This window comes from Pseudomonas sp. LBUM1655 (genome assembly GCF_059716085.1).
Genome location: NZ_CP166801.1, coordinates 2515190 through 2538917, shown reverse-complemented (window position 1 = coordinate 2538917; position 23728 = coordinate 2515190). Strand labels below are relative to the sequence as shown.

At 60.1% G+C, this 23728-nt stretch carries 23 protein-coding genes; 13 read left to right on the top strand and 10 right to left on the bottom strand.

Going from position 1 to position 23728, the window contains the following annotated elements:
• The first annotated feature begins 3 nt into the window (after positions 1–3).
• The 4 genes from ACA074_RS11400 (at position 4) to ACA074_RS11385 (ending at position 3618) form a co-directional block, all read left to right on the top strand.
• Positions 4–666, top strand: coding sequence for a response regulator (locus ACA074_RS11400; RefSeq protein ID WP_047295015.1), 663 nt, complete (start codon positions 4–6; stop codon positions 664–666).
• Positions 663–2078, top strand: a complete 1416-nt coding sequence (locus ACA074_RS11395) for an ATP-binding protein (protein WP_497679029.1) — start codon at positions 663–665, stop codon at positions 2076–2078. Before ACA074_RS11400 ends, ACA074_RS11395 begins: the two co-directional genes overlap by 4 nt.
• 136 nt (positions 2079–2214) lie before the next feature.
• Complete coding sequence (gene fnr / locus ACA074_RS11390; RefSeq protein WP_497679028.1) at positions 2215–2964, top strand: fumarate/nitrate reduction transcriptional regulator Fnr; 750 nt, start codon at positions 2215–2217, stop codon at positions 2962–2964.
• Between the two features lie 90 nt (positions 2965–3054).
• Complete coding sequence (locus ACA074_RS11385) at positions 3055–3618, top strand: GNAT family N-acetyltransferase (protein ID WP_497617693.1); 564 nt, start codon at positions 3055–3057, stop codon at positions 3616–3618.
• A 51-nt stretch (positions 3619–3669) separates the two neighbouring features.
• On the opposite strand, the gene ACA074_RS11380 is transcribed toward ACA074_RS11385, so the two are convergent.
• Positions 3670–4743 (bottom strand): NAD(P)-dependent alcohol dehydrogenase, encoded by a 1074-nt coding sequence (locus ACA074_RS11380; protein ID WP_497679027.1) that lies wholly within the window; start codon positions 4741–4743, stop codon positions 3670–3672.
• 256 nt (positions 4744–4999) lie between these two features.
• On the opposite strand from ACA074_RS11380, the gene ACA074_RS11375 reads away from it, so the two are divergent.
• Entirely contained in the window at positions 5000–5926 is a 927-nt protein-coding gene (locus tag ACA074_RS11375; protein ID WP_401265486.1) for a universal stress protein, read from the top strand.
• A gap of 28 nt (positions 5927–5954) precedes the next feature.
• On the opposite strand, the gene arsH is transcribed toward ACA074_RS11375, so the two are convergent.
• The 4 genes from arsH to ACA074_RS11355 form a co-directional block, all read right to left on the bottom strand.
• Positions 5955–6653, bottom strand: coding sequence for an arsenical resistance protein ArsH (gene arsH / locus ACA074_RS11370; RefSeq protein ID WP_497679026.1), 699 nt, complete (start codon positions 6651–6653; stop codon positions 5955–5957).
• Positions 6654–6665: 12 nt separating this feature from the next.
• On the bottom strand, positions 6666–7136 hold the full coding sequence (locus ACA074_RS11365) for an arsenate reductase ArsC (protein WP_401265489.1): 471 nt from the start codon (positions 7134–7136) through the stop codon (positions 6666–6668).
• Between the two features lie 26 nt (positions 7137–7162).
• Positions 7163–7510, bottom strand: a complete 348-nt coding sequence (locus ACA074_RS11360) for a metalloregulator ArsR/SmtB family transcription factor (RefSeq protein ID WP_187680267.1) — start codon at positions 7508–7510, stop codon at positions 7163–7165.
• A gap of 75 nt (positions 7511–7585) precedes the next feature.
• Entirely contained in the window at positions 7586–8473 is an 888-nt protein-coding gene (locus tag ACA074_RS11355) for a LysR family transcriptional regulator (protein ID WP_497679025.1), read from the bottom strand.
• Between the two features lie 133 nt (positions 8474–8606).
• Between ACA074_RS11355 and ACA074_RS11350 the strand changes: the two genes are divergently transcribed.
• Both ACA074_RS11350 and ACA074_RS11345 read left to right on the top strand, forming a co-directional pair.
• Positions 8607–10256: a GMC family oxidoreductase gene (locus ACA074_RS11350; protein WP_497679024.1), complete on the top strand. Its 1650-nt coding sequence runs from the start codon at positions 8607–8609 to the stop codon at positions 10254–10256.
• Between the two features lie 146 nt (positions 10257–10402).
• Positions 10403–12025 carry an MFS transporter gene (locus ACA074_RS11345; protein ID WP_497679023.1) on the top strand — a complete coding sequence of 541 codons (1623 nt, stop codon included), beginning with the start codon at positions 10403–10405 and terminating at the stop codon, positions 12023–12025.
• A 47-nt stretch (positions 12026–12072) separates the two neighbouring features.
• Here the strand turns inward: ACA074_RS11345 and ACA074_RS11340 are convergent, their stop codons facing one another.
• Positions 12073–12441, bottom strand: coding sequence for a DUF427 domain-containing protein (locus tag ACA074_RS11340; RefSeq protein ID WP_489880041.1), 369 nt, complete (start codon positions 12439–12441; stop codon positions 12073–12075).
• Between the two features lie 125 nt (positions 12442–12566).
• A complete protein-coding gene (locus tag ACA074_RS11335) occupies positions 12567–13973 on the bottom strand; it encodes a serralysin family metalloprotease (RefSeq protein WP_401265502.1) in 1407 nt (468 codons plus the stop codon).
• 221 nt (positions 13974–14194) lie between these two features.
• Between ACA074_RS11335 and ACA074_RS11330 the strand changes: the two genes are divergently transcribed.
• From ACA074_RS11330 to ACA074_RS11320, 3 genes are all read left to right on the top strand, one after another.
• The gene (locus ACA074_RS11330; protein WP_497617686.1) at positions 14195–16141 is read left to right on the top strand and encodes a DNA topoisomerase III; all 1947 of its coding nucleotides are present in this window, start codon (positions 14195–14197) and stop codon (positions 16139–16141) included.
• A gap of 47 nt (positions 16142–16188) precedes the next feature.
• Positions 16189–16692, top strand: a complete 504-nt coding sequence (locus ACA074_RS11325; protein ID WP_401265508.1) for a GNAT family N-acetyltransferase — start codon at positions 16189–16191, stop codon at positions 16690–16692.
• 509 nt (positions 16693–17201) lie between these two features.
• On the top strand, positions 17202–17531 hold the full coding sequence (locus tag ACA074_RS11320) for a hypothetical protein (protein WP_497617685.1): 330 nt from the start codon (positions 17202–17204) through the stop codon (positions 17529–17531).
• A gap of 336 nt (positions 17532–17867) precedes the next feature.
• On the opposite strand, the gene cynR is transcribed toward ACA074_RS11320, so the two are convergent.
• Positions 17868–18755 carry a transcriptional regulator CynR gene (gene cynR, locus ACA074_RS11315; RefSeq protein ID WP_497679022.1) on the bottom strand — a complete coding sequence of 296 codons (888 nt, stop codon included), beginning with the start codon at positions 18753–18755 and terminating at the stop codon, positions 17868–17870.
• Positions 18756–18874: 119 nt separating this feature from the next.
• Here cynR and cynS point away from each other — a divergent pair, with 119 nt between their 5' ends.
• Both cynS and ACA074_RS11305 read left to right on the top strand, forming a co-directional pair.
• Positions 18875–19342, top strand: coding sequence for a cyanase (gene cynS / locus ACA074_RS11310; protein ID WP_401265513.1), 468 nt, complete (start codon positions 18875–18877; stop codon positions 19340–19342).
• Between the two features lie 66 nt (positions 19343–19408).
• The gene (locus tag ACA074_RS11305) at positions 19409–20068 is read left to right on the top strand and encodes a carbonic anhydrase (protein WP_497679021.1); all 660 of its coding nucleotides are present in this window, start codon (positions 19409–19411) and stop codon (positions 20066–20068) included.
• Between the two features lie 66 nt (positions 20069–20134).
• On the opposite strand, the gene ACA074_RS11300 is transcribed toward ACA074_RS11305, so the two are convergent.
• Both ACA074_RS11300 and glsB read right to left on the bottom strand, forming a co-directional pair.
• Positions 20135–21637 carry an aldehyde dehydrogenase family protein gene (locus ACA074_RS11300; protein ID WP_497679020.1) on the bottom strand — a complete coding sequence of 501 codons (1503 nt, stop codon included), beginning with the start codon at positions 21635–21637 and terminating at the stop codon, positions 20135–20137.
• A 139-nt stretch (positions 21638–21776) separates the two neighbouring features.
• Positions 21777–22685, bottom strand: coding sequence for a glutaminase B (glsB, locus tag ACA074_RS11295; protein WP_187680255.1), 909 nt, complete (start codon positions 22683–22685; stop codon positions 21777–21779).
• A gap of 244 nt (positions 22686–22929) precedes the next feature.
• Between glsB and ACA074_RS11290 the strand changes: the two genes are divergently transcribed.
• The gene (locus ACA074_RS11290) at positions 22930–23727 is read left to right on the top strand and encodes a MipA/OmpV family protein (protein WP_497679019.1); all 798 of its coding nucleotides are present in this window, start codon (positions 22930–22932) and stop codon (positions 23725–23727) included.
• The last annotated feature ends 1 nt before the right edge of the window (position 23728 follow it).

Sequence of the window (23728 nt, the reverse complement as noted above, 5' to 3'; positions counted from 1 at the left end):
CGCGTGCGTTTATTACTGATTGAGGATGACGTGGCGCTCGGTGAAGGCATTCATCAGGCGCTGGGGCGTGAGGGTTACACCGTCGATTGGCTCAAGGACGGCAGCAGCGCGTTGCATGCGCTGCTCAGTGAAACCTTCGACGTGGCGGTGCTCGATCTTGGCCTGCCGCGCATGGACGGCCTCGAAGTGCTGCGCCGTCTGCGCGACAGCGGCTCGAATTTGCCGGTGCTGATTCTCACTGCCCGCGATGCTACTGAGGATCGCATCGCCGGGCTCGACGCCGGGGCCGATGATTATCTGGTCAAACCGTTCGATCTGGCCGAACTCAAGGCGCGGTTGCGTGCCTTGTTGCGACGCAGCGCCGGGCGCGCCCAGGCGCTGATCGAACACGCTGGCATCAGCCTCAACCCTGGCACCCAGCAGGTCAGCTATCAGGGCCAACCCGTGGCGCTGACGCCCAAGGAATATCAGTTGCTGCACGAATTGCTCTCGCCGCCGGGCCGGGTGATGACCCGCGATCAACTGATTCAGTTGCTCTACGGCTGGAATGAAGAGGCGGAAAGCAACACCCTGGAAGTCCACATCCATCACCTGCGCAAGAAATTCTCCACCGACCTGATCCGCACCATTCGCGGCGTGGGCTATCTGGTGGAGGAGCGTCGATGACCTCGATCCGCCGTCGTACGCTGACGCTGATCATCGGTCTGTTGCTGGCCGGTCTGGCGGTGCTCAGCACGTTCAATGTGCATGACAGCAACCACGAAATCGCCGAAGTCTACGACGCGCAACTGGCGCAAAACGCCCGGTTGCTGCAAGGCGTGATGCGCATGCCAATGGACAGTACCGAGCACGCGCAGTTGTATCAGGCGTTCAATCAGGCCTTGGGCGAAGCCAAGCCCCGGGTCGATGGTCATCCGTACGAAAGCAAAATCGCTTTTCAGGTGTGGGATCCCAAGGGTGAGGTGCTGGTGCATACCGCCAGCGCGCCCTCCTTCACCGCACCGCCGACCCAACCGGGTTTCAGCGATGTGCGGGATTTGAAGGGTCGGCAATGGCGGGCGTTCATGCTGGAGGACAAGCAGAACAGCCTGCGTATCTGGGTCGGCGAACGCGACGACGTGCGCTCAGATCTGGTCGACCGCATCGTGCGTCACACTTTATGGCCAAACGTGATCGGTAGCCTGATCCTCGCGGCCATGATCTGGCTGGCCATCGGTTGGGGCCTCAAGCCGCTGGCGGACATGGCCGCGACCCTGCGCGCCCGCCATAGCGGCTCGCTGGAACCGCTGCAACTGACACCGCTGCCCAGCGAACTGGAACCGATGCAGGCCGCGCTCAACCGCATGCTCGCACAGATCCAGGAAGTGCTCGGCCGCGAACGCCGCTTCATCGCCGACGCCGCCCACGAAATGCGCACGCCGCTGGCGGTGCTGCGGGTGCATGCGCAAAACCTGCTGGAGGCCGGCACCGAACAAGAGCGCCGCGAATCCCTGGAATTTCTGATCGTCGGCGTCGACCGCACCAGCCGTCTGGTCAATCAGTTACTGACCATGGCGCGCCTGGAACCCAAACCCAACCCGCCGCCACTGCAACGCATCGACCTCAGCGAAACCGTGCGCAACAGCCTGGTGCAACTGACACCGTGGTTGCTGAGCAAACAGCTGGAGCTGGCCTTCGAAGACAGCGCCGAACCGCTCCACGTCATGGCCAGCAGCGCCGCCATCGACATTGCCCTGAACAACCTGATCACCAACGCCGCCAACTTCTCCCCGGAACACGGCGTGATCACCGTGAGGCTGACTCAGGCCGACGGTTTCTGCCATTTGAGTGTCGAGGATCAGGGGCCGGGCATTGATGAGGAAGATCGAGAGCGGCTGTTCGAAAGGTTCTACAGTCGCGGCAATGCCCAGGGCGCGGGATTGGGGCTGACTATCGTCAACACCATCGCGACGCGGCTGGGTGGGCGGATTACGTTGGTCAATCGGGCTGAGGGTGGGTTGCGGGCGACGTTGTCGATGCCTGGCGCACAATCGCGCCCCGCAGCACAACGTATCACCCGCGAGCTACCACAGGGCTGAGTACGCAGCGCAATCCTGGCCGATTCTGATTGGCCGGCCTGCCCGTTCGTCACTTGAGCGGGCAATCGGGCAAATCAACGGCATGCGACCAGCCCACACACCTATGCTTGGTGAACCTTCCAAGGCGTCCTCGCTAATGCCTGAAACTCGTCCTCTGAACATTCAATACCTCAAGACTGCGTGCTCGAGTTGCAGCGTTGTGGAACTGTGCCTGCCGATTGGCCTGACCGGAAAGGAAGTCGAACGCCTGGATACGCTGATCGTGCAGCGTTCCAGGATCAAGAAAGGCGCGGCGCTGTATCGCGCAGGCGATCCGTTGCGCTCGCTCTATGCGGTGCGCACCGGTTCGTTCAAGACCAGTGCTTTATCCGTCGACGGCCGGGAGCAAGTCACCGGTTTTCATATACCCGGCGAGATGCTTGGCCTCGACGCGATCAGTCGCGATGAGCACGTGTGCAGTGCATTTGCCCTGGAGGACAGTGAAGTCTGCCCCATCCATTTCGCCCAACTGGAGAAGCTGGCCCAGACCTTGCCGTCATTGCAGCACAACCTCAACAAACTGCTGAGTCGGGAGATCGTGCGCGATCACGACATGCTGATGTTGCTCGGCAACATGAGCTCGGATGAACGCCTGGCGGCATTTTTGGTGAATCTCTCGCAACGCTTCAACATGCGCGGATATTCCTCCAGAGATTTCGTGCTGAAGATGCGCCGCGAAGAAATCGGCTCCTACCTGGGGCTGCGCCTGGAAACCATCTGCCGTGGCATCGGCCATCTGCGGGATCAGGGTTTGGTGGACATCTCGGGACGTAACGTGAAAATCCTCGACATGAGAGGCCTCAAACAACTGATCGTCGGCTGTCGGCCGACTCAGTCGCCGATCTGATCCAGATCAGATGCCCGCATCACCAACGGCGTACAAAGAGATCAGCGCAATGCACCGCGCGTTGATCTTTTCCACGCTGGAGGTCACATCATGCTCACTGTCAAAGACCACAATGATCGGGCCGCGGCTGTGTATGCCACGCACCACGGCCAATACTGGATCGAATCGCTCAAGGACGGCCGACACGTGCTGATCCGGCCGCTGGCCGAAAAGGATCGCGAACGCGAATACGCGTTTATCAAGCGCTTGTCCCCCGAGTCCCGCCACATGCGTTTTCTGGCACAGATCAGCGAGCCGGGCACGGCGTTGCTCGATCAGTTAATGGACATCGACCAGAAGCAACGCGCGGCCTTTATCGCGCTGGTTCACGAGAACGGCGAATTGATCGAGATCGGTATCAGCCGCTATGCCGCCACGGCCGAAAAAGAATGCGAATTCGCGGTGACGGTCGCCGATGAATGGGCGCATCTGGGCCTGGCAACCTTGCTGATGGAGCACCTGATCAAGGCCGCCCGACAGAACAACTTCAGCCGCCTGTACTCCGTGGATTCGGCCAGCAACACGGGCATGCGCGAATTGGCCAAAGCCTTGGGCTTTGAAACCCACAGTGATCCCGACGATAGCCACCAGGTCATCCATCGCCTCTCTCTGTAGTACCGCAACGCAACGCAACCCGCCCCGGCCAACGGCACGGGGCGCGTCTGATCACGGTGTAATCGCGACCTTCATCACGCCATCGCGCTGATGGCCGAACAACTCATACGCCGCCTCGATATCGTCCAGTTTGAAATGGTGGGTCACCAGCGGTGACAGATCGACGCCACCGCTTTGCACCACCGCCATCAACCGGCGCATGCGTTCCTTGCCGCCGGGGCACAGGGTGCTGACGATGCTGTAATCGCCCAAACCCGCTGCAAAAGCATCGTAGGGAATGCGCAGATCCGAAGCGTAAACCCCAAGGCTCGACAACCGCCCGCCCGGGCGTAACACCCGTAATGCGGACTCGAACGTGCCTTGGGTGCCCAAGGCTTCGATGGACACATCCACCCCGCGCCCGTCGGTTAGCACCATGATTTGCTCGACCACGTCACCGTCCTTGAAATTGACCACATGGGTCGCGCCCAACTGCCGCGCCACCGTCATACGCTCGGCCACCGCGTCGACACCGATGATGACGCTTGCACCCTTGAGCCGCGCACCGGCCACTGCGCAGAGCCCGATCGGCCCCAGCGCAAACACTGCAACGGTGTCGCCGATACTGACCTCGCCGCGCTCTGCGCCGGAGAACCCGGTGGACATGATGTCCGGGCACATCAGCACCTGTTCATCACTCAGCCCGTCGGGGATCGGACACAGGTTGGCTAGCGCATCCGGCACCAACACATACTCCGCCTGACAACCATCAATGATGTTGCCGAACTTCCAGCCGCCGGTGGCGCGAAAGCCGTGCCGGGTGTCCGGCCCGTCCTGTGAGCCGCAGCCGCACAGGCAGGCGTAACTCTGGCCGCTGGGGGTAATGGCCCCGGCAATCACCCGCTGACCTTCGACAAAGCCGCGCACTTGCGAGCCGAGTTTTTCGATGACACCCACCGGCTCATGACCCACGGTCAAGCCTTTGGCCACCGGATACTCGCCGCGCAGGATGTGGACGTCAGTGCCGCAGATCGTGGTGGTGGTGATGCGCACCAGCGCGTCCAACGGGCCTACTTCGGGGATCGGCTTGTCATCCAGCACGATGCGATCCTTTTCGACGAAAATCGCCGCTTTCATCATGGCCATGAGCGATGTTCCTGCGCGGGTGGTTCCAGTGAGTGCAGCACCTATTGGAGACTGCGCCGACTTAACCGACACAAGGTTGATCACGATCAACCATTGCGGGATCGCTTGCGCGATTACCGCGCGTCGGGCGTCAGCGTCGCTGCCCCCTGCCATTGACAAAGATCAAGGCGTGCGACCCGGCACGGAGCAGGATGACTCAACGCCTCTGCCGCCATTGCGCACAAGCGTCCATGCCGTTACCCACGGGAGTTTTGTCATGTCCGAGCAAGCACGTTTCATGCTGGTGGCCCCACCCCTGATGAAAGACAGCCCCGCATTCGAACGGGCTGGCGCACTGGCCAAGGCCTCGGGGGCGGCGCTGCACATTGTGGCGTTCGATTATCTGGAAGGTCTGGCAACCGCCGGACTGGTTAACGAACAGGCGCTGGAACAGATGCGTATCGGCTATGTCGAGCGTCACCGCCAGTGGCTGGAAGATCAGGCCAGACCCTTGCGTCATCTTGGCGTCACGGTGACGACCGAGGTGGTCTGGATCGAGCACCCCTTGCGCGAGATCCTGATTCACCTCAAAGAGCAGCCGATGGCCCTGCTGATCAAGGATCTGGAGCCCGCCTCATTCATGTCCCGGCTGATGTTCACGCCACTCGATCTGCACCTGCTGCGCGAATGCCCGGTCCCCCTGCATTTCGTCAGCCATGTGCACAATGCCCGGCCTCGGCGAATGGTTGCCGCTGTGGATCCGTTTCATCGTGACGCCCGGTACGAAGACTTCAACGACCGGATTCTGCGTGAGGCCGTCAAACTGGCAAGCCTCAGCGACGCCGAACTGGAAGTGATCTATGCCTATGACCTGTCATCGATCAGCGCCGATGAGTTCGGATTCGACAATGCCTCGACGTTTTTCACGCAGGGCAACGCCAAAGCACTGTTCGATGCACAAGCCACCGCGTTCCGCGCACTGGCCGAACGCAACGGCATCCCGCCGGAGCGCCAACACATGATCATGGGCGATCCGGCCAAAGTGCTGTGCAGCTATGCCGATGCCTATGACATCGACGTGATCGTCATGGGCCGTGTCGGCCATCGCGGCCTCGGCCGGTTGGTCGGCAGCACGGTGGAACACCTGCTGTACAAAATGCCCTGCAGCGTCTGGGTGGTGTCGCCGCAAATGCTGTCCGCCTGAACGCAGACACCCCTAAAAGTCGGCGGGTTCAGATCGAGCGCTGATTGACCCGCGCCATCAATTGTTCGGCCGTTTCTTTGCGCTCCGAATACCGATCAACCAGAAAATCCTGGCGGTCGCGCAGCAGCACGGTGAACTTCACCAATTCTTCCATCACGTCGACGACGCGGTCATAGAACGGCGACGGTTTCATCCGCCCTGCCTCGTCGAACTCCATGTAAGCCTTGGGCACCGAGGACTGGTTGGGGATGGTGAACATGCGCATCCAGCGGCCCAACACGCTTAGTTGATTGACGACGTTGAACGACTGCGATCCACCGCACACCTGCATCACCGCCAGGGTTTTGCCCTGGGTCGGGCGAACGGCGCCAAGCTCCAGCGGAATCCAGTCGATCTGTGCCTTGAACACCGCCGACATGGCGCCATGACGTTCTGGCGAACACCAGACCTGACCTTCCGACCACAGCACCAGTTCGCGCAGTTCCTGCACTTTCGGATGGTCGACGGGGACGTCGTCGGGCAATGGCAAACCGGACGGGTTGAAGATGCGCGTCTCGGCGCCGAAGTGTTCGAGCAAGCGCGCGGCTTCCTCTACCAGCAAACGGCTGAAAGAGCGTTCGCGGGTCGAGCCGTAGAGCAACAGGATGCGCGGTTTGTGTTCGCCCGAAATCGTGGCTTTAAAGCCTTCGAACAGGGTTGGATCAAGGTTGGGCAGATGTTCTGACATATATCCTCCGGCTTACAGGGAGCCGATTCGATCCAGCTCACGCTGCAGTTCTGCGCGGCTGAGCGTTGTAAAAGGCAGGCCGAGGAAGGTCGAACAGCGCCGCTCGATGATCGCCAGCGTGGCACTGAACGCCGCATCCACTGCGGCCTCGTCACCGGTCACATCGGAGGGATCTTCCAGGCCCCAATGGGCTTTCAGCGCCGGACCGAAGTACACCGGGCAGCTTTCACCGGCGGCCTTGTCGCAGACGGTGATGACGATATCCGGCGGGTTGTCCTCGAAGGCGTCATTGCCTTTGCTGTACAGGCCATCGATGGAAATACCGGCCTGTTGCAGCGTGGCAAGACTGCGTGGCAGCACCTGGCCTTTAGGGAAACTGCCAGAACTCAGCGCTTCGAAACCCGGGCGCGCCAGGTGATTGAACATGGCTTCGGAAAGAATGCTCCGGCAACTGTTGGCCGTGCACATGAACAGAACTCGCATGGGGGGCTCCTGCGGACGTTAATAATTCAGCAGCACGCTGCTTCGCGGACGGGGCGATCATCCATGTTTAGCAAGCGCGAGGCGTTGTCCTTGAGCCAGTCGGCGTTAGCCTTCGACGTCACTTGCAGGATTTGATGAACCCAATCGGGCAGATCCGGGTTGAGCCGGTAATAGACCCACTGGCCCTGCCGACGATCAAGCAGCAGCCCGTTGCTGCGCAGTTGCGCGAGGTGGCGGCTGATCTTCGGCTGGCTGTCATTGAGGGCACACATAAGCTCGCAAACGCAGAGTTCGCCTTGAGCGGCGATCAGCAGCGTAGCGCGGACACGGGTCTCGTCGGCGAGGCTTTTGAAGAGTTCGGGGGGCGTGATCATCAGGGCGCACCGTACATATGGACTGCCGAATATACGGATATCCATATATTAATCAACCTGAAAGATCAGAAGATCTCAGGAATTGAGCAACAACCCCTGCTCCGCCTCGCACAACCCCACTACATAATCCCAGACCACCCGCAGCCGCACCGACTTGTGCAACTCGCGCCGGGTGCTGATCCAGTAACTGCGCTCGATGCTTTCGTCCGGCAGCAAGGGCACCAGATCCGGCTCAGAGGCCGCCATGTAGCACGGCAACACGGCAATGCCCAATCCCGAGCGAGCGGCTTCCTGCTGGGCGATGACGCTGGTGCTATGGAACACCACCCGAGGACTGCGGCAAAAGCTGTTGAGGAACATCAACTCCTGACTGAACAGCAGATCATCGACGTATCCGATCCATGCATGCCGCCCGAGGTCTTCCCGGCTGCGCAACGGTGGCGCGTTGTCGAGGTAACGCTGGCTGGCATAGAGGGCCAAACGGTAGTCCGTCAGTTTGCGGGTAACGAGCATGTCCGCCGCCGGACGCTCCAGATGAATGCTGATTTCTGCCTCGCGGTTAAGGATGCTGACGAAGCGCGGCACCGCGACCAATTCCACTTCCAGACCGGGGTAGCGCTCGAACAGAGCGATCATGCGGCTGGCGAGAAACTTGATGCCGAGGCCTTCAGTGACGCCGACACGGATTTTGCCCAGTGGCGCAGTGGATTGAGTGATTTCCTCCTGGGCCAGCAGGGCGACGTTTTCCATGGCTTCGGCGTGCTTGAGCAGCGCCTCCCCCGCCGGGGTCATTTCGTAGCCTTGGGCGTGCTGGACGAACAGCGCGGTGCCGAGGCTTTTTTCGATGGCCTCGATGTGGCGGGCGACGGTGGCGTGGGTGGTGTTCAAGCGGCGGGCGGCGGTGAGCAGGCGGCCACTGCGTTGCAACTCCAGAAAGAACCGCAGATCGTTCCAGTCGAACATGGGGTGTCCTTGTCAGCTATCGTCATTCAGGACTGTTTAAAAACGCACAGCGGCTGCGCAAAAACTAACATTCTTTTGACGAAAGCTAACAACTAGAGTGTCCGACAATAAAAACAAAAAGCGAGGTCAGGGAATGCAGACTTCCCTTGATGAATACGACTACATCGTGGTCGGCGCCGGCCCTGCCGGGTGCTTGCTGGCCAATCGACTGTCGGCCGATCCGCAGCAGCGCGTGCTGTTGCTCGAAGCGGGCGGACGCGACAACTATGCGTGGATTCACATCCCCGTCGGTTACCTGTTTTGCATCGGCAACCCGCGTACCGACTGGTGCTTCAAGACCGAAGCGCAACCCGGTTTGCAAGGCCGCAGCCTGAGTTATCCGCGCGGCAAAGTGCTCGGTGGCTGTTCCTCCATCAACGGCATGATCTACATGCGCGGCCAGGCCGGCGACTATGACGGCTGGGCAGCCGAGGGCAATCCGGGCTGGGCCTGGGATGACGTGCTGCCGCTGTTCAAACAAAGCGAAAACCATTTTGCCGGCGCCGCTGATTTTCACGGTGCCAAAGGCGAATGGCGGGTCGAGCAACAGCGGCTGTCGTGGCCGATTCTCGATGCGTTTCGCAGCGCCGCCGAGCAGAGCGGCATCGCCAGCATCGATGACTTCAATCAGGGCGACAACGAAGGCTGCGGCTACTTTCAGGTCAACCAGAAGGCCGGCGTGCGCTGGAATGCGGCAAAAGCCTTTCTCAAACCGGTGCGCGCCCGGGCCAATCTGACGGTGCTGACCGGGGTCGAAGTTGACCGCGTGCTGCTGGAGGACGGTCGCGCATCGAAGGTCAGCGCCCGTCATGAAGGCCAGGTGAAAAGCTTCAAGGCGCGCAAAGAGATCGTGTTGTGCGCCGGCTCCGTGGGTTCGCCGAGCATTCTGCAGCGTTCCGGGATTGGCCCGCGTCCGCTGCTGGAACGCCTCGGCATCGGCGTGATTCATGAGCTGCCGGGTGTCGGCGGCAACCTGCAGGATCACCTGCAACTGCGCCTGATCTACAAACTGGAAAACGCCCGTACCCTCAACCAGATCGCCGGCAGTGTGTGGGGCAAGATGGGTATGGGCCTGCGTTATCTGTATGACCGCAGCGGGCCGTTGTCGATGGCGCCGAGTCAGTTGGGGGCGTTCGCCCGATCCGGGCCGGAGCAGACGTCGGCGAATCTTGAATACCACGTGCAGCCATTGTCGCTGGAGCGTTTCGGCGAACCGTTGCACAGCTTCCCGGCCTTCACCGCGTCGGTCTGTGACCTGCGTCCGCAGAGCCGTGGCCGCATCGAAATCCGTTCCGCAAATCCCCAGGAAGCGCCGCTGATTCAACCCAATTACCTCAGCCATCCCGAAGACCTGCGCGTGGCCGCCGATGCGATCCGCCTGACCCGACGCATCGTCAGCGCCCCGGCCCTGCAAGCGTTCAAACCGGTCGAGTATCTGCCCTGGGATAGCCTGCAAAGCGAAGAACAACTGCACGAAGCGGCGGCCAGAATCGGCACAACGATTTTCCATCCGGTCGGTACGTGCCGCATGGGTAATGACGGTGATGCGGTGGTCGATGCGCAACTGCGCGTACATGGTGTACCCGGGTTGCGCATTGCCGACGCATCGATCATGCCGCGCATTACCTCGGGTAATACCTGTTCGCCTACGCTGATGATTGCCGAGAAGGCGGCACAGCTGATCCTTTCTCCAACCGTAAACCCACCCCCTGTAGGAGCTAGCCTGCTGGCGATGACGGACTGACATCCAACATCTCTATGGCTGATGCACCGCCATCGCCAGCAGGCTGGCTCCCACAGGGGACTTGCACCAGATTCAAGGCATCGCGCATCACCCGGACACGCAACACCAGTGGAACAACAAAAACAATCACTGTGAGGGATACCGATATGTCGGAACACGTTCAGCCGCTGGACGCCGTGCGCAGCACGGACACCAGCCCGGATACACGCAAAGTCATCTTCGCCTCCTCCTTGGGGACGGTGTTCGAGTGGTATGACTTCTTCCTCTACGGCGCCCTCGCGGCGGTAATCAGCAAGCAGTTCTTCGCCGGGGTCAACGACACCACGGCGTTCATCTTTGCGCTGATGGCGTTTGCCGCCGGGTTTATCGTGCGGCCGTTCGGGGCGCTGGTGTTCGGCCGGTTGGGGGACATGATCGGGCGTAAATACACCTTCCTCGCGACCATCATCCTGATGGGCGTCGCAACCTTCTGCGTCGGCCTGCTGCCTACCTACGCCAGCATCGGCATCGCCGCCCCCATCATTCTGGTGGTGCTGCGCATGCTCCAGGGCCTGGCGCTCGGCGGTGAATACGGCGGCGCCGCAACTTACGTGGCGGAGCACGCGCCAATCGGCAAACGCGGTTTCCACACTAGCTGGATTCAATCCACCGCCACCCTCGGCCTGCTGCTGTCGCTGCTGGTAGTGCTCGGTTGCCGCTACTTCACTGGCGATCAGTTTGAAGTGTGGGGCTGGCGCATTCCCTTCCTGCTGTCGATTGTGCTGCTGGGCATTTCCACCTGGATTCGCCTGAGCCTGCACGAGTCGCCGGCGTATCTGAAGATGAAAGAGGAAGGCAAAACCTCCAAGGCGCCGATCCGCGAATCCTTCGGCAAGTGGGAAAACCTCAAAGTGGTGCTGATAGCCCTGTTCAGCATCAACGCCGGGCAAGCGGTGACGTTCTACGCAGCGCAGTTTTACGTGCTGTTCTTCCTCACCCAGTTCCTGAAAATGGACCCGGCGGTGGCCAACACCTTGCTGATCATCAGCGTGGTCATCGGCGCACCGTTTTTCATCTTTTTTGGCTGGCTGTCGGACAAGGTCGGGCGCAAACCGATACTGATGCTCGGCCTGCTGCTGGCGACGGCGCTGTACTTCCCGATCTTCAAATCCCTCGCCCATTACGCCAACCCGGCCATCGATCAGGCCAGCCGTCAGGCGCCGATCACCGTGCTAGCCGATCCGGCGACCTGCACCTTCCAGTTCGACCCAGTGGGCAAAGCCAAATTCGATAGCCCGTGCGACAAGGTCAAAACCTTCCTGGTCAAGCAAGGCCTGCCCTACTCCAGCGCCGCCGCGCCGGCCGGCAGCGCGGTGCAAGTCAGCGTTGGCGACATGAAACTCGACGGCTTCGACGAAGCGGCGTTGCGCGGCGCAATCACCCTCGCCGGCTACCCGCAACAGGCGGATATGCAGCAGATCAACAAGCCAATGATCGTCGCCCTGATTGTCGCGCTGATCATCATCTCGGCCATGTGCTACGGGCCGCTGGCGGCGCTGATGGTTGAGCTGTTCCCGACCCGCATCCGCTACACCTCAATGTCCTTGCCGTACCACATCGGCAACGGCTGGTTTGGCGGTTTCCTGCCAACCGTGTCGTTCGCGCTGGTGGTGTACACCGGGGATATTTTTTATGGGCTGTGGTATCCGGTGCTGATTACCGGGGTGAGCCTGGTGGTGGGGATGATCTGTTTGCGTGAGACAAAGAATATCGATCTCGATAAGAACTGAGACAAGCGGTGGCGAGAGACTTAACGCTGTCGCCACCGTTACTTGATTCAGGCATCCGCTTTGATCACCTCGAACTTCACTTGATCCGGATAGAACGCGACATAGTTTTTGATCTGATCAACCGATATTTTCGGATTTTCGTAAGTCCACACCGCATTCGCCCCCTCATGCCCCGGCACCTGCAAGCTGAAGTAATTGGCGTCGCCCTTGTACGGGCAGTAACTGGTGTGATCGGTGCGGGCGAAATACTTTTCGTCGATGTCTTCGCGGGGGATGTAGTACACCGGCGGGTAGTTGGCCTCATTGAGGACCATCACGTGGGAGGACGCGGCGACCTGGATGCCGTGGAATTTCACCACCAGGCAACCGATGAGTTGTTCGAGGGCAATGACGGGAGTGGGGCCGGGAGTTTTCATGGGTTTCTCCTGAATACGGCAAAGAGACCGCTTCAGGTATAGCCCATGTGTTACGGTCATGGAAGGTTCACAGCCGAACGGCCAACGGCCCGCACACCATCAGGGTGAGGGCCGCTTTTCAGGCATCACGCAACAATATCGGTCGCCAACGCCTGCCCCACCACACCTACGGCAAAATCAATCTCGCCCTGCCCCGTCAGGTCAACCAACAGCGTGGTCTGATCGCTCTGCGCGTAGTAAGTCAAAATCGCGTCCCCCGCATGCCCGGTGAAACCGTTGACGAAATTCAGCGAAGCAGCGCCATTCGCAAACCCGGCAATGCCCGACAGGTCGATCTTGTCCAGGCCACTCTTGAAATCCATGATCCAGTCCGGCTGGTTATTGGTCGAATCGCTGGCCGCGCCAAACACGAAAGTGTCCGCACCCTCGCCGCCCCGCAGCACATCGGCACCGCCGCCACCGTAGAGGATGTCGTTGCCCGCGCCGCCCAACAGATAATTGACCGCTCCGTTGCCGATCAGCAGGTCGTTGCCCGAACCACCCACTGCGTTTTCCACGGTTACGCCGTAAGCAATCGACACGTTACCGACCAGACCACCGACGTCAGAGAACGAACCTTCATTGAGGTTGATTTTCTGGTTCTGGGTGAAGCCAGAGAAATTCAACGTGTCATCGCCGCCACCGTCCCACACCGAGAACACCAGTTTCGACGACGCCGAAGTGGCGCTGTAGAAATCGCGTCCGGCGTTGGAACTGAAACCGTACGTGGTGTTATCGGCGCGTGTCTCGCAGTTGGCGCCATACAGTTTCTGTACGGCAACGATATCGTCCAGCAACGGCGCCGAGGCATAGGCGCCGCTGCCGTCCTTGCTGAAGTTCTGGTCGGTATTGGCCTCGCTCCAGTAGCTCATCAGGCTATAGCCACGGGTGTCTTCGGCGTACTTGGCGTCAGCGTAGGTCGGGTTGCCATTGCCGGCGTTGTAGGCGCCAGGGTGCGACAGGCCGAGGGTGTGGCCGATCTCATGGGTCAGGGTCTGACGCCCGTAGTTATTGGTGTCCGGGGTTTTGTTGACCTGGTATTGATCGTTGATCAAGTACCACGACTGGCCGTCATAACTGCCGCCGCTCGGCAAGTAGGCGAACGCCGCGCCGCCGGTGCTGACGTCGTAGTTGCCAAACGTCATATGACCGTCGCCACCCTTGCCTTCGGTGAAGGTGACGTTGGCGACGTCGGCCCAGGATTGCATGGCCAGCACGGCTTGAGCCTTTTGCTGGGCGCTGAATTCGCTGAAGTTGCCGAGTTTCGGGTTGTAGTTCGCCGGTTGGTCGGTGAGGAAGGTGTAACTGAGGCTGATCTTGCCGTCGGCATTTTTATCGCCCCACGACAGGCCCTTGCGCAGGATTTCGTCAGCGGCCTGATCGGCAGTGTATGAGGGCTTGCCATTGACCAGTCCTTCGCCACGGTCATACAAGTGGCTGAATGTATTGACTTCATCGTAGGCGCTGCTGGTTTTGGATGTGGCTTGAGCCATGGTGCACGTCCTTGTTCAGTGGTCAGGTGTCGCGTTGAACCTGACATGACCTGCAACCGCCGCGCTAATCAATTTCTCGATAGTTCCTGGCAGCGTCCCCGAATTGCCCGTCATTTGCGGCAATGCTTTTTATCTGTATATCCATACAGATAAAAGTTGCCCCTGGCGCCAAGTCCGGCCATTCTGTGCGCCTGTTCGGACCTTGATCGACGATGGTGGTTATGCGGCTGTACCTCTGTGAAAAACCTTCCCAGGCCAAAGACATTGCGGCTGTGCTCGGCGCCAAGCGTCGGGGCGACGGCTGCTGGCTGGGAACGGACGTCACGGTGACCTGGTGCATCGGCCATCTGCTGGAAACCGCTCCGCCGGACGCCTACGACGCGCGCTACAAGCGCTGGGTGCTGGCGGATCTGCCGATCATTCCGGACAAGTGGAAAATGACCGTCAAACCGCGCACCGCCAGCCAGTACAAAGCTGTGAAACGCCTGCTCGGCGAGGCCAGCGAACTGATCATCGCCACCGACGCCGACCGTGAGGGCGAGATGATCGCCCGGGAACTGGTCGAGCACTGCCGCTATCGGGGGCCGATCCGCCGCTTGTGGCTGTCGGCATTGGACGAGGCGTCGATCCGCAAGGCTTTGGCCTCGTTAAAACCGGGTGCAGAGACGTTCAGCCTGTATCACTCGGCATTGGGTCGCTCGCGGGCGGACTGGCTGATCGGCATGAACATGAGTCGTCTGTTCACCCTGCTCGGTCGTCAGTCAGGTTATCAGGGTGTATTGCCGGTCGGTCGGGTACAGACGCCGACATTGCGACTGGTGGTGGACCGTGATCGCAGCATCGCCGATTTCGTGCCGGTGCCGTTTTGGGCGATCGACGTGGAGTTGCTGCACAACGGCACGCCGTTTACCGCGCAGTGGCGGGCATCCTCGGATGTTTGTGACGATCAGGATCGTTGCCTGAATCAGGCGCTGGCGCAGCAAGCCGCCGTCGCGATGAGAAGCGCCGCCAGTGCGCGAGTGGTGAAACTGCGCACCGAGCGTATGCGTGAAGTGGCGCCCCTGCCCTTCGACCTCGGCACCTTGCAGGAAGTCTGTTCGAAGAAACTCGGCCTCGGTGCGCAGGAAACCCTCGACATCGCCCAGGCGCTCTACGAAACCTACAAAGTCATCACCTATCCGCGCAGCGATTGCGGTTTCTTGCCGCTGAGTCAGCACAGTGAGGCGCCGGGGATTCTCGCGGCGTTGCGTCAGGCCGACCCGAGCCTCGACGCGCTGCAGGGTTTTCTCGAACCTCAGCGAAAATCCCGGGCGTGGAACGACGCCAAGGTCAGCGCGCACCACGGCATAATCCCCACCGCAGCGGCAAAGAACCTTGAACGCCTGAGCGGCAAGCACCGTGCGGTCTACACGTTGATCCGCGCCCGCTATCTGGCGCAGTTTCTGCCCAACCATGAATACGATCGCACCCAGGCCGATTTTGATTGCGCCGCAGAAGCGCTGCGCGCAGTCGGCAAGCAAATCATCGAACCGGGCTGGAAACGCGCATTACCCGAGGCATTGGCACCGGCCAAGGGCCGTGAAGCACCAGCACCGCAAACCTTGCCGGCATTGTCTCAGGGCGTCGAGTGCGCGGTCGCAGATGTGAAGTTCAAGGATCTGTGGACGCAACCGCCCAAACCCTATACCGAAGGCGATCTGATCAAAGCGATGAAAAACGTCGCCAAGCTGGTGGAAGACCCGCTGCTCAAGCAGAAACTCAAGGACACCACCGGTATCGGCACCGAGGCCACCCGCGCGTCGATCATTCAGGGCTTGCTGGATCGCGGTTATCTGGTGAAAAACGGCAAGGCCCTCGCCGCGACACCCGCCGCGTTCAGTCTGATCGACGCCGTACCCCGTGCAATTGCCGACCCCGGCACTACAGCAATCTGGGAGCAGGCACTGGACATGGTGCAAAGCGGTGAGATGAGCCTGGAAGAATTCGTCACCAAGCAAGCGGCGTGGATGAGCAAACAAGTAACCCGATGCTCTGCCCTGAGCCTGACCATCAGCGGCCCGCCACCCGCCGGCAAGGCTGCCGCGCCGTGGAAGAAAAAACGCAAATCGACGCGCAGCAAAACCGCCGGTACCCCTAAACGCACCGCGAAACCCGCAGCCAAAAAGTAATACACGCTACTGTTTCTGAAAGGTCATCACTTTCAGGAAGCCTAAGCATGCATAACGTCGAACTGCACCCCGCCCAGCGCGACGAACTGCAAACCCTCGAAAACCTGATGCAGTTCTACATGTATGACTTCAGCCAATGGCTGCCTTTGAAGCTCGCCGAGCATGGCTTTTTCAGCATCCAACCGAAAGACGAATACTGGCGCCATCCCGCAACCCAACCCTTCCTGATCCGGGTCGACGACGAACTCGCCGGTTTCGTGACCGTCGATAACGAAACCCACATCGCCAGCGCCGAACACAACATCGGCTACTTCTTTCTCGCCCGACGCTTTCGTGGCCAAGGTGTCGCGCAGTTTGTCGTCTCTGCCCTCTTGAGCCGAATCCCGGGTCAGTGGCAGATTTTCCATATCGATGCCAACCGGCCTGCACAGCGCTTCTGGGCCAGGCTGATGCCGGTATTGAGCGGCGGCGAGTTCACCTTGCTGCAGCGCGAAGTAGACGGTTATCCGTGTACGTTCTATGTCCTGCGCAGCCCCTTTTCCGTTGCGTGAACGGATCCTTTCTCATTCCAAAACAGCTTTGTCCGACAATATGTAGTGAACAAAAATAATCACTACAAAACCGTTGACGGCGTCGTTTTGCTTTTGCATGATGAAGACGTTCCCCGATCGGGAACATTGGTAATACGCTTGAGCAAACTCGTCTGACCGCCGAGTTGTTTTTTCCGGATACACGCTGCCCACAAGGCAGATTGAAGAAGCTGACCTGGCCTGAACGTCCAGTACAAGGACGAGAAGCGCTGGCGAAAATTCTCAAGACGCTTGTGGTCGACACTGAAAATGTCGACAAGGGCCTCCCGGTTTTCGCTGCTTCTCCTCGTTGTGACGCTATTGCGTAGCAGTTATTCAACACGACTACATGCAACAGATGCACGACCCCGTACTTCACACGGGCGAGCGCTGACGTCCTGGTTTCGGTGCCAGGGATCAACTAACCGATGGGCTACCTGTATTAGCGAATCAACTTTGAAAGATCACCAAACTGGTCAAGGGGCAAAATCATGAATCTGAACAATAAACCCACTATCGAAGAACTGGCTCGTATGTTCGCTGCGCAAAAAGACAGCCTCGACAGCCATATTCTGTGGATCAGCAAATCGGGCCAAGTGCATATCGACTGCCTGGCGCCCCACGCTGGCGAAGAAGAGTTCGACCGCAACAATCAGAACCTGCTGGCCCGCCTGAAGATGTACCGCCGCGGCCAAGGTTATGTCGGCAAAAAAGCCGCGGCCGACAAGGACTTCATCGGTAATGTTCTGCAGACGCTGAAACAGGCGTGGGACTCGATGCAGAACAAGAATGAAGTTCGGGTGATTGATCGGTTCTGCTGATTTACAACTTAAATAACAAGAGGGTCTGCTTCCAGCTATGGAGCAGGCCTTTTTTTGTGTATGGCGTAAGCTTTGTGGTGTTAGTTAAATCTATCCCCTCACCCCAGCCCTCTCCCGGAGGGAGAGGGAGCCGATCTCGAGCGTGCTTGCGATCTACATTCAACTTCAATATTTCAAGTCGGCGCATTAGCCAAAAACTCCTCGTTCAATCCCCTCGCCCTCGGGGAAAGGGAGTCGATCTGGAGTGTGCTTGCGATCTACATCCAACTTCAGTATTTCAGGTCGGCGCATTAGCCACCAACACCTCGGTCAGTCCCCTCTCCCTCCGGGAGAGGGTTAGGGTGAGGGGCTTCCCATGCTCAACACCAGTTCCACAAACGCCACTGCCGCCGCACTGTGATAATTATTCCTGCGCCGCAACAACGCCGCCCCTCGCCGCGGCGCTTCGCTTTCTACCCGCAGCCTGCGCAAAGCGCGATCCTCAGTCGCAATCGCCTCCGGCAACATCGTCGCAATCGGCGAATGTCGCACCACCTCCAGCAGCGTACTGACCGAATTCACTTCAATACGCACTTTGGGCGTGATCCCGTGCTGACGGAAATACTCATCCACCGATAACCGCGTGATGAAGTCCGGCGCCAGCAGCGCAAAATCCAGTTGCGCAACGTCATCCGAGGTCAGTACCGCCGTGCTGTCGTACAACGGATGCTCGCGCCCGACCATCACCCCCAGCGTCTCGACAAACGCCGGAATGCACTCGATGTCCGGGCTGCGCACCGGAGTAAATGCAATCGCGATATCCAGCGAGTCATCCGCAAGCCCTGCCTCAATGTCGTCCATCGACAACTCGAAGATCTGCAAATGAATCCCCGGAAACCGCGCCGTGTAATCGCGCACCAATGGCCCGACCAGATACGCCATGAACGTCGGCGTCATGGCCAGACGCAAGGTGCCACGGGTCAGATCCTTCACGTCATGCAACGCGCGCTTGCCCGCCTCCAGCTCCACCAACACCCGTCGCGCGCAATCAATGTAGGCCTCGCCGGCATCGGTGGGCTTTACCGTCCGCGAGGTGCGATCAAACAGATTCACACCCAGGGTTTCCTCCAGTTGGCGAATCTGTTGCGACAGGGTCGGCTGCGAGACATGCAGCGCCTCGGCCGCGCGGGTAAAGCCGCCGTGATCGGCAACGGCCAGCAGGTAACGCAAATGTCGCAACAGCATGGGCATACCATCTATAGGAAAGGCTTATGCGAAGCATTGTATATGGGTCTTGGACGCTATGGATAAATCGGCAGAAGATCAATCCCACACAGCAAGCCAACCCTGAAAGGAGTGACACCATGCAACAGTCCCACGCCTACAACGACACCAGTCTGGCCCTGACCACCCGCATTCTTGACCTCAAGGCAGGCAAAAACCTGTCCTGGCAGGATCTCGCCGACGGCACCGGCCTCAGCCTGGCCTTCGTCACCGCCGCCCTGCTCGGCCAGCACCCCCTGCCGGAAAACGCCGCCCAAGTAGTGGGCGACAAGCTGGAACTGGACGCCGCTGACGTCGCCGCCCTGCAAATCATCCCGCTGCGCGGCAGCCTCAGCGGCGTGCCGACCGACCCGACCATCTACCGCTTCCACGAGATGATCCAGATCTACGGCACGACCCTCAAAGCTTTGGTTCACGAGCAGTTCGGCGACGGCATCATCAGCGCGATCAACTTCAAACTGGACATCAAGAAAGTCGAAGACCCGGAAGGCGGTTCCCGCGCCGTGGTTACCCTCGACGGCAAATTCCTGCCCCTGCGTCCGTTCTGATGTGCCCCGGCCCGCCCGCCCCCCCCGCGTGCGGGCCCATCGATCTCCATTGAAGAGGACACGCCCATGAAAGCCCTGATCGACGGTTTCCTGAAGTTCCAGAACGAAGCCTTCCCGAAACGCACCGAACTGTTCAAACACCTGGCGACCACCCAGCAACCCGGCACCTTGTTCATCACCTGCTCCGACAGCCGCGTGGTGCCGGAACTGCTGACCCAGCAAGAACCCGGCGAGCTGTTTGTGATCCGCAACGCCGGCAATATCGTGCCGTCCTACAGCCCTCATCCGGGCGGGGTGTCGGCGACGGTGGAATATGCGGTGGCGGTGCTTGGCGTGACGGACATTGTGATCTGCGGACACTCCGATTGCGGTGCGATGACGGCGATTGCGAAGTGCAAATGCATGGATCACCTGCCCGCCGTCAGTGGCTGGCTGCAACATGCCGAGTCGGCGAAAGTGGTGAACGAAGCGCGGCCGCATGCCAATGACGCGGCGAAATTGAGTTCGATGGTGCGCGAAAACGTGATCGCGCAGCTGGCGAATATCCAGACCCATCCGAGTGTGCGCCTGGCCCAGGAGAAAGGCCTGCTGAATCTGCATGGCTGGGTGTATGACATCGAGACTGGCTCGATCGATGCGCTGTCCTCGGACCGCCGCACCTTTGTACCGCTGGCCGAACAACCGGCGGCTTGCGCAGTTCAGGCAAACACCACCGAAGCAGCCTGAAATACACTTTGCCCCCTGTAGGAACTGCCGAAGGCTCGGGCCTTCGGCAGTTCCTGCACAACGCAGTCAGCGTTTTACGGTCAGGTCGATCTGGCTCATGCGACTACGCACCGTAAACACACCATCCCCGGAAAGAATCGCACTGCGCGCAAACAACCGCCCACTCTCCCAGTTCGAAAGCCCCAGTTCCGGCTTGTTCAGTGCGTACTGGCCATCGACCCATCGGGTGATGCCATTGCCCACAAACGGCGCATTCACCGCGTTGTAGAACCGCTCCTGAACCTGCGCACTTTCACTGATCAGCGACACAGTAAATTGCGGGCTGTAGCGGTTGAACAGCGCAATGGCCTGATCCAGATCGTCAACGATCATCAGGCTGACCTCCGGGGTTTCTTCCCATTCCCACTCGCGACCCAGCTCCGACTCTGCCAGCGGTTCGGCCAGTGCTTCGGTCTGATAACCCTCGGCGCGATAGACCTCGACCGTCGCGTTCTGCCATTCAGTGGGCAGGCAACTTTCGCTGCCTTCGACGATGTGCAATTTGCAGCCTTGGCCGCGCGCGGTGCCGGCCTGTTGCAGCGCATCGAGGAACAGTGGCACCAATTCGGCGGCGCGCTCGCGCTGAATCAGGCAGACGTTCAGGGTGTTGCAGACTTTGCGATCCAGCGAATTGCGTACCACCGCCGCAAAGCGTTTGGCATCAGCTTCACGATCGGCAATCAACCACGCCCCACCGGTGCCATGCAGGCTGACCGCAGTCCCGGCCTGCTGGGCAATGCTGCCCAATTGACTGACCGCGCGCCCCGAACCACGAGCCACCGCCAGCGACAGACGCCGATCGGCAAACATCGCCCAACCGGCGGCGTGATTGACGCTCTCCACCAACGACACCGCGCCCGCCGGCAGACCGGCCGCAGCCAACGCCGGGTTAAGCGCATGTGTGACGATGGCTTGCGCCGTCCCCAGCGCATCGCTGCCAATCCGTAGCACCGCTGTATTACCGGTACGCAAGACACCGGCCGCATCGGCGAAGACGTTAGGGCGACCTTCAAAGACAAACGCGACGATACCCAGCGGCGAGACCACCTGCTCGACCTTCCAGCCGTCGTGTTCGACGCTGCTGATGACTTTACCGCGCGTCGCCGGCGCATCACGCCAGGCACGCAGGCCGGCAATCATATCGCCGCGCATACGCTCGTCGGCGAGCAGACGCGTGGTGGAACGCCCGCGTGCCTTGGCCCGCTCGATATCGGCGAGATTGGCGGCTTCAATCTGTGCCCAGCAATCCGGTGTTTCCAGGCGCTGCGCGAACAGATCGAAGAATTGACTGATCGCCTCATCGGACACCGCCGACAGCGCGGTAAATGCCGCCGCCGCACGTTCGATCGCGACAGAGGCCGCTTGTTGATCGGCGACCGGAATCAGCAACAGTTCGCCACTCACCTGCTCAACCAGCAGGTGATCACCGGGCTGAAAGCGCGCGGCCAGTTCGGGGCTGACCACGGTGACGCGGTTACCAGCGAAAGGGATCGGCGTGCCAGCAACCAGACGTTCGAGCGCAAGAGACATGAAGCGGATTCACCATGCAGAGGGCGGGCGCAAAATGTATAGGATTCTTCACTGAAATACACCTTCCGCAAACACCGCTATCCCTGTGGGAGTTGGCTTGCCAGCTCCCACAGGATTTTGTGGTGTTTGACTGATCGGGTCAGAACACCGACCAGCCAATCCGCGAACTGAGCATCTCCAGCGCCGCCATCCCCGCCAGCGAATTCCCCGCAGCATTCAACTCCGGCGACCACACGCACACAGTGAACTGCCCCGGCACCACCGCGACGATCCCGCCGCCCACGCCACTTTTACCCGGCAGGCCGACGCGATAGGCAAAGTTGCCCGCCTCGTCATACAGTCCGCTGGTGGCCATGATCGAGTTGACCTGCTGGGTCTGGCGGCGCGTCAGAATCTGTTCGCCACTGTGTTTGCAGAAACCGTCGTTGGCCAGAAAGCAGAACGCCCGGGCCAGATCAATGCAGTTCATGCGCAGCGCGCAATGGCTGAAATAGCTACGCAGAACCGACTCGACGTCGTTGTGGAAGTTGCCGAAGGATTGCATCAGGTACGCCATCGCCGCGTTGCGCGCACGGTGCTGATATTCGGAATCAGCGACCTTGGCGTCGATCATGACTTGCGGATTGCCCGACAGGCGCCGGACAAAATCACGCATCGACAGAGTCGGTGCCGCGAAGCGCGACTGGTTGATGTCGCAGATCACCAGCGCACCGGCATTGATGAACGGATTACGCGGTCGGCCACGCTCGAATTCCAGTTGCACCAGCGAGTTGAACGGCTGACCGGACGGCTCATGGCCGAGGCGTTCCCAGATCGCCTCACCCGAGTGATCAATCGCCTGCACCAGGCTGAACACCTTGGAAATACTCTGCACCGAGAACGGCGTCTCGGCGTCGCCGGCAAAATACATCTCGCCGTCGTTGCCATACACGGCGATGCCCAGCTGATTGGCCGGCACGGTGCCGAGGGCAGGAATGTAGTCAGCCACTTTGCCCTGACCGATCAGGGGCCGGACAGCGTCCAGGATCTCGTTCAACAGCGCTTGCATGCCGGGTTCCGAAGTCTCGCCCCATGGGATTGCGGGGACACTGGGGCTAGACGCTGCCGACGCGGGTCGAATCACACCGGCGGGTGTCGAGCAAAATGTACCAGGCCCAAGCGCACACCCTTGCTATCGGAGAGCACCTGGTGACTGCCTTCACAGTCTTTGACAGTTTCCCGACAAAGCTGCCAAAGATTGCTGGCCGGCAGCCACCTAGCATGGGCGCATCCACATTACTCTCGGGTGCCTCATGCCAGTTCCGTTTCGCACACTCTCCTTGTCTCTGACTTCCCTTTGCTTGCTGATTCCCGGCGGTTCGTTGCGCGCCGAAGACTGGCACACGACCCTGCATGCAGGCGTGGTCAACGCGCCGCGCTACAGCGGCAGTGGTGAGCGGGTAACGGCGCCGCTGGTGGGTGTCAAAGTGGTCAGCCCCCAGGGCTTTTTTCTCGACACTGGTCGGGGACTGGGTTGGGGGTTTGATGAAGACAATTTCGGTCTCAGCGTCTACGTCGGGGCCAGCGATGTGCGCAAGGATCGCAAGAGCGGATTCAAAGGCTCTGACGAGTTGAACGGCATGGGTTCGATCAAATCACGCCCGGTGTTGGGCGTGGATGGCAGCTACCACATGGGGCCGATCATTCTTGGAGCGAGCTTCGAGCATGCGCTGGAAAAGGACGACGATGACCGCGACACCGGCTCGTCGTGGAACCGACTGAAGCTGAGTATCAACTTGCCGTTGTATGAAGGTCGATATGGCAAAGTGATCGGCGGGTTGAACAGCCAGTTTGGCGATGGCGATTACCTGCGCACCTGGTACGGCGTCAGCTCGGCGCAGGCTGCGCGCAGCAAGTTCGGCGCTTATGAGGCGAAAGGCGGGCTGATAAGTCGCGGTGGAGAGTTGAGCTGGACATTGCCCATTGATGAGCGCTGGAGCGTTTCGTCGGTGCTGGCGGTGCAGTACCTGAGTAGTGAGGCGGCGGACAGCCCGATTGTCGACCGCAGGTTGCAGACTTCAGTGGTTGGGCAGGTGGCGTACAGCTTTTGAT

Coding starts and splice junctions, on each gene's coding strand:
- ACA074_RS11395 (WP_497679029.1), top strand. CDS start 663: ATGACCTCGATCCGCCGTCGTACGCTGACGCTGATCATCGGTCTGTTG.
- fnr (WP_497679028.1), top strand. CDS start 2,215: ATGCCTGAAACTCGTCCTCTGAACATTCAATACCTCAAGACTGCGTGC.
- ACA074_RS11385 (WP_497617693.1), top strand. CDS start 3,055: ATGCTCACTGTCAAAGACCACAATGATCGGGCCGCGGCTGTGTATGCC.
- ACA074_RS11380 (WP_497679027.1), bottom strand. CDS start 4,743: ATGGCCATGATGAAAGCGGCGATTTTCGTCGAAAAGGATCGCATCGTG.
- ACA074_RS11375 (WP_401265486.1), top strand. CDS start 5,000: ATGTCCGAGCAAGCACGTTTCATGCTGGTGGCCCCACCCCTGATGAAA.
- arsH (WP_497679026.1), bottom strand. CDS start 6,653: ATGTCAGAACATCTGCCCAACCTTGATCCAACCCTGTTCGAAGGCTTT.
- ACA074_RS11365 (WP_401265489.1), bottom strand. CDS start 7,136: ATGCGAGTTCTGTTCATGTGCACGGCCAACAGTTGCCGGAGCATTCTT.
- ACA074_RS11360 (WP_187680267.1), bottom strand. CDS start 7,510: ATGATCACGCCCCCCGAACTCTTCAAAAGCCTCGCCGACGAGACCCGT.
- ACA074_RS11355 (WP_497679025.1), bottom strand. CDS start 8,473: ATGTTCGACTGGAACGATCTGCGGTTCTTTCTGGAGTTGCAACGCAGT.
- ACA074_RS11350 (WP_497679024.1), top strand. CDS start 8,607: ATGCAGACTTCCCTTGATGAATACGACTACATCGTGGTCGGCGCCGGC.
- ACA074_RS11345 (WP_497679023.1), top strand. CDS start 10,403: ATGTCGGAACACGTTCAGCCGCTGGACGCCGTGCGCAGCACGGACACC.
- ACA074_RS11340 (WP_489880041.1), bottom strand. CDS start 12,441: ATGAAAACTCCCGGCCCCACTCCCGTCATTGCCCTCGAACAACTCATC.
- ACA074_RS11335 (WP_401265502.1), bottom strand. CDS start 13,973: ATGGCTCAAGCCACATCCAAAACCAGCAGCGCCTACGATGAAGTCAAT.
- ACA074_RS11330 (WP_497617686.1), top strand. CDS start 14,195: ATGCGGCTGTACCTCTGTGAAAAACCTTCCCAGGCCAAAGACATTGCG.
- ACA074_RS11325 (WP_401265508.1), top strand. CDS start 16,189: ATGCATAACGTCGAACTGCACCCCGCCCAGCGCGACGAACTGCAAACC.
- ACA074_RS11320 (WP_497617685.1), top strand. CDS start 17,202: ATGAATCTGAACAATAAACCCACTATCGAAGAACTGGCTCGTATGTTC.
- cynR (WP_497679022.1), bottom strand. CDS start 18,755: ATGCTGTTGCGACATTTGCGTTACCTGCTGGCCGTTGCCGATCACGGC.
- cynS (WP_401265513.1), top strand. CDS start 18,875: ATGCAACAGTCCCACGCCTACAACGACACCAGTCTGGCCCTGACCACC.
- ACA074_RS11305 (WP_497679021.1), top strand. CDS start 19,409: ATGAAAGCCCTGATCGACGGTTTCCTGAAGTTCCAGAACGAAGCCTTC.
- ACA074_RS11300 (WP_497679020.1), bottom strand. CDS start 21,637: ATGTCTCTTGCGCTCGAACGTCTGGTTGCTGGCACGCCGATCCCTTTC.
- glsB (WP_187680255.1), bottom strand. CDS start 22,685: ATGCAAGCGCTGTTGAACGAGATCCTGGACGCTGTCCGGCCCCTGATC.
- ACA074_RS11290 (WP_497679019.1), top strand. CDS start 22,930: ATGCCAGTTCCGTTTCGCACACTCTCCTTGTCTCTGACTTCCCTTTGC.